The 8520-nt window shown below is 70.0% G+C and carries 3 protein-coding genes; all 3 read left to right on the plus strand.

What is annotated here, in order from left to right:
- A partial coding sequence (locus tag IF78_RS0142570; RefSeq protein WP_031498849.1) for an alpha/beta fold hydrolase occupies positions 1-1296 on the plus strand: 1296 nt, incomplete at its 5' end.
- A complete protein-coding gene (locus IF78_RS0142575) occupies positions 1296-2132 on the plus strand; it encodes a siderophore-interacting protein (RefSeq protein WP_031488134.1) in 837 nt (278 codons plus the stop codon). The genes IF78_RS0142570 and IF78_RS0142575, both read left to right, overlap by 1 nt.
- 324 nt (positions 2133-2456) lie before the next feature.
- Positions 2457-8520 (plus strand): amino acid adenylation domain-containing protein (locus IF78_RS0142580; RefSeq protein WP_158751713.1); only part of this gene is annotated, 6064 nt, incomplete at its 3' end.

The raw sequence follows: 8520 nt of genomic DNA on the forward strand, positions 1-8520 counted from the left end.
GCGGTCGTGGCCCGCGAGGACCAGCCCGGCGACAAACGCCTGGTCGCCTACGTGGTCACCGACACCGACACCCTGGACACCGAGGCCCTGCGCGCACACGTGGCGGGTCAGCTGCCCGAGTACATGGTCCCGTCCACGTTCGTCGTGCTCGACCGGCTCCCGCTGACCACCAACGGCAAGGTCGACTACCGCGCCCTGCCCGCACCGGACACGGCGACGACCACCCGGACCGGACGCGCTCCGCGGACCCCGCGCGAGGAGATCCTGTGCGGCCTGTTCGCCGAGATCCTCGGCGTGCCGGCCGTAGGCATCGACGACAACTTCTTCGAGCTGGGCGGCCACTCCCTGTCCGCCACCCGCCTGGTCAGCCGCGTCCGGGCGATCCTGGGCGTGAAGCTCTCGATCCGCAGCCTGCTCAACACTCCCACCGTGGCCGCTCTGTCGAACCTGGGCCAGGCGGACAGCGAGGAGCAGGACAGCGCGCTGGAGCACGTGCTGAACCTGCGGCCGGTCGGCAGCCGTACGCCGCTGTTCTGCGTGCACCCCGGAGGCGGCATGGCCTGGTGCTACGCCGGTCTGCTGCGCTTCGCCCCGAAGGAGTTCCCGGTGTACGGGCTCCAGGCCCGCGGGCTGGGCGTGGACGAGCCGCTCCCCGCCGACATGGACGAGCTGATCGAGGACTACCTCGGCCGCATCCGGGCGATCCAGCCGTCCGGCCCCTACTCCCTCCTGGGCTGGTCCTTCGGCGGCAAGGTCGCGCATACCCTGGCGGCCCGCCTCCAGCAGGAGGGCGAGCAGGTGTCCCTGCTGGCCGTGCTCGATTCCGGCATCGGAGGGCACGCGAGCTCGGACCGTTCGCGCAGCCAGCGCGATCTCCTGGAGCTCGCGTTCGACGGAATCGGAGCCTTTTACGCCGAAGCCGGCGACGAGCCGATCGAGATGCCGCGCATCCTCGAGATTCTCAAGGCCCACGGCGGAACACTGGCCAGCCTCGAGGAGCGGACTGTCGCCGCTCTCATCGACATCACGGAGAACAACCTCAGGATCAGCCGGGGAGCGGCCACCGAGCACTTCGACGGCAGCATGATCTTCATTGAGGCGGCCGGGCCGGACGGCGGGTCCACCGGACTCGCGGAGGCCTGGGAGCCGTATGTGAGCGGCCGGATCGAGAAGCACGTCACTCCGTTCACGCACATGCAGATGATGAGCGCGGATGCGCTTGCGGACATCGCTCCGGTTCTGGTTCGGGCGATGAAGACCAGTTCTGAGGGAATGAAGCAGGCGAGGAGCCACTGATGTCCGACCAGCCTGCGGCCAACAGGTCGACGCTGCACCGAGGACGGGTGCTGCGCGTCGAATGGGTGACCCCGCACATGGCCAGGGTTGTCCTCGGCGGTGAGGGCCTGCAGAGGTTCGGCGCCGGGCAGTACACCGATCACTACGTGAAGTTGATCTTCCCTCTCGAGGGTGTGCAGTACCCCGAGCCGTTCGACATCTCGGCCATTCGCCGGGACCTCCCCCGGGACCAGTGGCCCAAGACCCGGACGTACACGGTCCGCGGGTGGGACCCGGAGGCCGTCGAACTGACCCTGGACTTCGTCCACCACGGTGAGCGTGGTCTGGCCGGCCCGTGGGCCGCGACGGTCAAGCCCGGTGAGGAGATCTACTTCATCGGTCCCGGCGGCGGCTACTCGCCCAGCACCGAGGCCGATTGGCATCTGCTCGTCGGAGACGAGTCCGCCCTGCCCGCGATCGGGGCTTCCCTGGAGGCAATGCCGTCAGGAGCGGTCGTCAAGGCGTTCATCGAGGTCTCCGGTCCGGAGGACGAGCAGGAGATCCGGACGCCGGCCGATGCCGAGATCGTCTGGCTGCACCGCGGGGAGCGTCGGATTGGCGACGCGCTTCACGAGGCCGTCTCCGAACTGGACTTCCCGACCGGAACGGTGCATGCCTTCGTCCACGGTGAGGCGCACTTCGTGAAGGCGCTGCGGCAGCACCTCCGAATGGAACGCGGCCTGACCCGCTATCAGCTGTCCATTTCCGGCTACTGGCGGCGCGGGGTGGACGAGGACGGATGGCAGTCCACCAAATCCGAGTGGAGCCGCGACCCGGCGGACCCGACGCCGGCGTAGTTCTCGGCCCTTTCCCAGGCATCGGTGACGTCGCCGCCCACTCCTCGTGGGCGGCGGTCATCGGTGAGCCAGTGCCCCTTCTCTTGTGCCGGCCCGACCGCGAGTCGTGCGATCTCAACCCCGAAAGACGGTGATTGGTAATGCGTGCTGCGACTTTTGGTGATGTCGCCGACGATCGGTCGTTCGAGTCGAATGCGGCGTTGATCGGTGACTCGGTGCAGGCGGCTTTTGCGGCGCAGGTGCTGCGGTCCCCGGACGGGGTGGCGGTGCGCTGTGCGGGACGGGAGCTGTCGTACCGGGAACTCGACGAGCACCGACCCGGGCGTGGACTGCCGACCGGACCAGCTGGCGTACGTGATGTACACCTCCGGTTCGACCGGCCGCCCGAAGGGTGTGGCGGTCACCCACCGCGACGTCCTCGAGCTGGTCGTGGACAGCATGTTCGAGCCGGGCGCGCACGAGCGGATGCTGATGGTCATCCCGTACGCGTTCGATCCCTCGGTCTACGGCCTGTGGGTGCCGCTGCTGCAGGGTGGGCGGACGGTCATCACGCCCGAGGGTGATCTGAGTGTGGCGGTGCTTGCCCGCCTGATCGCCGAGGAGGAGATCACCGCCCTGGACGTCTCCGCCGGCCTGTTCCAGGTGATGGCGGAGGAGGATCCGGGCTGCTTCGCAGGTGCGCGTGAGGTGATCACAGGTGGTGACGTGGTCTCGCCCACCGCGGTGCAGCGGGTGCTGGACCACTGCCCGGACATCGTCGTGCGCAGCGCGTACGGTCCCACCGAGACCACGCTGTATGCGACGCAGCATCCGTGGCGGCGCGGCAGCGAGCTGCCGGCACCGCTGCCGATCGGCTTTCCGCTGGACGGGATGCAGGCCCATGTGCTCGATGACGACCTGTCGCTGGTCCCGGCCGGCGTGGCCGGCGAGCTCTACCTGGCGGGCGCCGGCCTGGCCCGCGGTTACTTCGGACGTCCGGACCTGACCGCCGAGCGCTTCGTGGCCGACCCCTTCGGCCCGGCCGGCACCCGCATGTACCGCACCGGCGACCTGGTTCGCTGGTCCGACGAGGGGGCGCTGGAGTTCCTGGGCCGGGCCGACGACCAGGTCAAGATCCGCGGGTTCCGCATCGAACTCGGCGAGATCGAGGCGGCGTTGGCGCGCTTCCCGAGGATCTCCCAGGTCACGGTCATCGCTCGTGAGGACCAGCCGGGCGACAAGCGTCTGGTGGCCTACGTGGTCGCCGACCCGGGCCACGGCGACGGGATGGACGTCGAGGCCCTGCGCGCACACGTGGCGGGTCAGCTGCCGGAGTACATGGTGCCCTCGGCGTTCGTGGTGCTCGACCGGATCCCGCTGACCACCAACGGCAAGCTGGACCGGCGGGCGCTGCCCGCCCCCGACCAGCCCACCGCCGGCACCGAACGCGCCCCCCGCAGCCCCCAGGAGGAGACCCTCTGCCGGCTGTTCGCCGAGATCCTCGGCGTGCCGGCCGTAGGCATCGACAACGACTTCTTCGAGCTCGGCGGTCACTCGCTGCTCGCCACCCGCCTGGTCAGCCGCATCCGTTCGGTCCTGGGGGCGGAGTTGGTGGTGCGGACCGTGTTCGAGGCCCCCACGGTAGCCGCCCTCGCCGAGCGGGTCGCGCAGGCAGGGGCGGCCCGGCCCGCGCTGACCGCGACGGCCCGCCCGGAGCGGGTGCCGCTGTCCCCGGCGCAGAACAGGCTGTGGTTCCTCGACAAGCTCGAGGAGACCAGCGCCACCTACAACCTTCCCCTCGCCGTGCGCCTGTCGGGGCCGCTGGACCGGGTCGCGCTGCACGCCGCACTCGAGGACGTGGTGGACCGGCACGAGAGCCTGCGCACCGTCTTTCCCGAGGACGCCCAGGGTGTGCCGTTCCAGCAGATCCTGTCGGCGGATCGCGCCATGCGGGACTTCGAGCTGGTCCGGACCGACGAGGCTGCCCTGCCCGGGCACATCTCGGCTCTCGCTGCGGAGCGTTTCCACCTGGCGGTGAACCCGCCGGTCCGGTTCCGTCTGTTCGCCCTGTCGGAGACCGAGCACGTCCTGTTCCTGCTCATCCATCACATCGCGTCCGACGGATGGTCGGTGGCTCCGCTGACCCAGGACATCGGCCGTGCCTATGCGGCACGGTACGCGGGCGAGAAGCCGTCCTGGACGCCGCTGCCGGTGCAGTATGCGGACTACACGCTGTGGCAGCGTGAGCTCCTCGGCGCGGAGGACGACCCCGGTTCCCTGGGGAGTGAGCAGCTGGCCTTCTGGACCAAGGCGCTGGAAGGCATCCCGGACCAGCTCGAGCTGCCCTACGACCACTCCCGGCCGAAGGTGGCCAGCCACCGCGGCGACTCGGTCTCCTTCGAGCTGGACGCGGAGCTGCACCAGCGCCTGATCGCGCTGGGCCGTACCCGTCAGGCCAGTCTGTTCATGGTGGTGCAGGCCGCCTTCGCCGCGCTGCTCTCCCGGCTGGGCGCGGGCCACGACATTCCGGTGGGTACCCCCATCGCCAACCGGACCGACGAGGCGATGGGCGACCTGGTCGGATTCTTCGTCAACACCCTGGTGATCCGGACCGACACCACCGGCGATCCCTCCTTCGACCAGCTGCTGGCCCGGGTCAGGGAAGTGTCGCTGGAGGCCTTCGCCCACCAGGACGTCCCCTTTGAGCACCTGGTGAACGTCCTCAACCCGGAGCGCTCCACCGCCCAGCACCCGCTCTTCCAGGTGCTGCTCGCCATGCAGAACAACGCGTCCGTCCGGATGGACCTTCCGGGGCTGACCGCGGACGTGAGCCTGGGTGACACCGACGTCGCCAAGTTCGACCTCACCCTGGAACTCTTCGAGCAGCACGCGGGGGAGGGCGTTCCCGACGGGATCAGCGGGCGGCTCGGCTATGCCCTCGATCTGTTCACCGCGGAGACCGCACAGCGGATCGCGGCTTGCCTGGAGAGGCTGCTCGCCGCGGTCGCGGTGGAGCCGGACCTGCCGCTGAGCCGGATCGGCCTCCTCTCCGCGGAGGAGCACCGGCGGCTCGTCGTCGAGTGGAACGACACGACCGTGCCGTACCCCGACAACACCACCGTGCACCAGCTGTTCCAGGACCAGGTCGCCAGGACTCCGGACGCGCCGGCGGTGTTCTGCGGCGAGGAGGCGGTGACCTACCGCGAGCTCGACATGCGGGCGAACCAGCTCGCCCACTACCTGATCGACCGAGGGGTGCGCGCGGAGCAGCTGGTTCCGGTCTGTGTCGAACGGGGCATCGACGCGGTCGTTGCCGTCCTGGGTGTCCTGAAGGCAGGCGCTGCCTATGTGCCGCTCAACCACGACTACCCGGTGCAGCAGCTGGAGTTCATGGTGGCCGACGTGGAGGCGTCGCTGGTCATCACCCATGCCCACCTCCAGGACCGGCTGGCGGGCGTGACCGCCGGGCGGCTTCTGATCGACCAGGAGTGGCCCGAGATCGCCACCCGGCCGCGCACCGACCCGTCCGTGCAGGTCGGCCCCGACAGCCTGTTCCACGTCATCTACACCTCCGGCTCCACCGGCACCCCCAAGGGCGTCATGATCGAGCACCGCTCGATCTGCCGGCTGGTCGACAGTGACGTGTTCGCCGGCGTCGGTCCCGGCCACGTGGTCGCCCATCCCTCCAACTTCGCCTGGGACGCCTTCACCTTCGAGTGCTGGCCCGCGCTGACGTCCGGCGCCGCCATGGTGGTGATGGACAAGGAGGTCCTCCTCGACGCCGTCGAGCTCAAGGCTGCCCTGCGCCACTGCGGTGTGACGATGATGTGGCTGACGTCTCCCCTGCTCCGCCAGCACCTGCTGGACTGCCCCGACCTCCTCGCCGACGTCCAGTACGTGTTCTTCGGCGGCGAGGCGATCGACCGGCCGGTGGTGGACCAGCTGGTGGCCGGGCCGTGGGCCCCCGCGCACCTCGTCCACGGCTACGGGCCCACCGAGGCGACGGTGTTCACCACCTGCTACACGGTGGACCGGACCACCCCCCGAACCGGGCAGATCCCCATCGGTCGACCGCTGACGAACACCGAGGTGTTCGTCATGGACGACAACGGTGCCCTGCTTCCCCCGGGGGTTCCAGGCGAGCTGTGGGTCGGCGGCCCCGGCGTGGCCCGGGGCTACTGGAACCGCCCGGAGCTGACCGCGGAGCGGTTCATCAAGCACCCATTCTCGGACGATCCTCAGGCACGCGTGTATCGCACCGGTGACGTGGTGCGCTGGCGGGCGGACGGGCTGCTGGAGTTCGTGGGCCGGGTCGACCACCAGGTGAAGATCCGTGGCTTCCGCGTCGAACCGGGCGAGATCGAGGCCGTGCTGGCCCGCTTCCCGGGACTGTCGGAGGTGGCGGTCCTGGTGCGTGAGGACCGGCCGGGCGACAAGCGCCTGGTCGCCTACGCGGTCGCCGAGCCGGGTCACGGCAACGGGGTGGACGTCGAGGCCCTGCGCGCGCACGCGACGGGTCAGCTGCCGGAGTACATGGTGCCCTCGGCGTTCGTGGTGCTCGACCGGCTCCCGCTGACCACCAACGGCAAGCTGGACCGGCGGGCGCTGCCCGCCCCCGAGCTGCCGGCGACCGGGGCCGGGCGCGGTCCGCGGACGGCGCGGGAAGAGGCCCTGTGCGCTCTGTTCGCCGACGTCCTGGGCGTGCCCGTGGTCGGCATCGACGACAACTTCTTCGAGCTCGGCGGTCACTCCCTCCTCGCCACCCGCCTGGCCGGCCGCATCCGTTCGGTCCTGGGGGCGGAGTTGGTGGTGCGGACCGTGTTCGAGGCCCCGACCGTCGCCGCCCTCGCCGAGCGGGTCGCGCAGGCAGGGGCGGCCCGGCCCGCGCTGACCGCGACGGCCCGCCCGGAGCGGATCCCGCTGTCCCCGGCACAGAACAGGCTGTGGTTCCTCGACAAGCTCGAGGAGACCAGCGCCACCTACAACGCTCCGGCGGCGTTCCGGATCACCGGGGAGCTGAACCCCGAGGTGCTCGAGCGTGCCCTGGGCGACGTGGTGGCACGGCACGAGAGCCTGCGGACGGTGTTCCAGGAGGTGGACGGGAGCCCGGTCCAGGTGATCCTGGACCAGGACGCCGCCGGCGTGGGGCTGCACCGGGTCACCTGTGGTGCGGACGAGGTGGACGCGCTGCTGCGCGAGGCCGGTCAGTACGTGTTCGACCTGTCGGCCGAGCTGCCTCTGCGAGCAACGCTGTTCACTGTCGCTCCCGACGAGCATGTCCTGCTGCTGCTCCTGCACCACATCGCGAGCGACGGTGCCTCGATGGGGCCGCTGGCGTGTGACCTGGAGGTCGCATTCCGGGCCCGGATCCAGGGGATCGAGCCGTCGTGGCCGGCGCTGCCGGTGCAGTACGCGGACTACACGCTGTGGCAGCGTGAGCTCCTCGGCGCGGAGGACGACCCCGGTTCCCTGGGGAGTGAGCAGCTGGCCTTCTGGACCGCGGCGCTGGAAGGCATCCCGGACCAGCTCGAGCTGCCCTACGACCGCCCCCGGCCGAAGGTGGCCGGCCACCGCGGCGACTCGGTCTTCTTCGAGCTGGACGCAGAACTGCACCGCGGCATGGCGGAGCTGGCACACTCGACCGGCGCCACCACGTTCATGGTGGCTCAGGCGGCACTGGCAGTGACGCTGACGAAGATGGGTGCGGGGACGGACATCCCGATCGGCACCCCGGTCGCAGGACGCGCAGACGAAGCACTGGACGACCTCGTCGGCTTCTTCGTCAACACCCTGGTCCTGCGGACGGACACCTCCGGGAATCCGACGTTCCGGGAACTGCTGGAGCAGGTCCGGGAGACCGACCTGGCCGCGTACTCCCACCAGGACGTGCCGTTCGAGCGCGTGGTCGAGGCGGTCAATCCCCAGCGCTCGCTGGCCCGCCACCCGCTCTTCCAGGTACTGCTCAACCTTCAGACCGGCGACGGCAATGCGCTGGACCTGCCCGGCCTGACGGTCCAGGAGATCGTGGGGAAGCAGCAGACGGCGAAGTTCGACATGTCGCTGAACTTCCTCATGCAGTACACCGACGCAGGTCTTCCCGGGCCTGTGCGGGCGTATGTCACGTACGCTGCGGATCTCTTCGACCAGGAGACCGTGGAGCGCGTGTTCACCGGCCTCGTCCGTGTCCTCGAATCCGTGTCTGCCGCTCCGGAGCAGACGATCAGTCAGATCGACGTGATCGAAGCGGCAGAGCGTGTGCGGTTGTTGGAGTCGTGGGCCGGGGCGGAGCCCGGTGGGGGGCTGGGTGCCAGTTCGGTGCAGGCGGCTTTTGCGGCGCAGGTGCTGCGGTCCCCGGACGGGGTGGCGGTGCGGTGTGCGGGGCGGGAGCTGTCGTACCGGGAACTCGACG

Origin of the sequence: Streptomyces bicolor (assembly GCF_000719285.1) — a bacterium.
In the GTDB taxonomy this organism is placed as follows: domain Bacteria; phylum Actinomycetota; class Actinomycetes; order Streptomycetales; family Streptomycetaceae; genus Streptomyces; species Streptomyces bicolor.

What these genes read in the sequence shown, in the direction of transcription:
- IF78_RS0142575 (WP_031488134.1), top strand. Translation starts at nt 1,296, where the DNA reads ATGTCCGACCAGCCTGCGGCCAACAGGTCGACGCTGCACCGAGGACGG.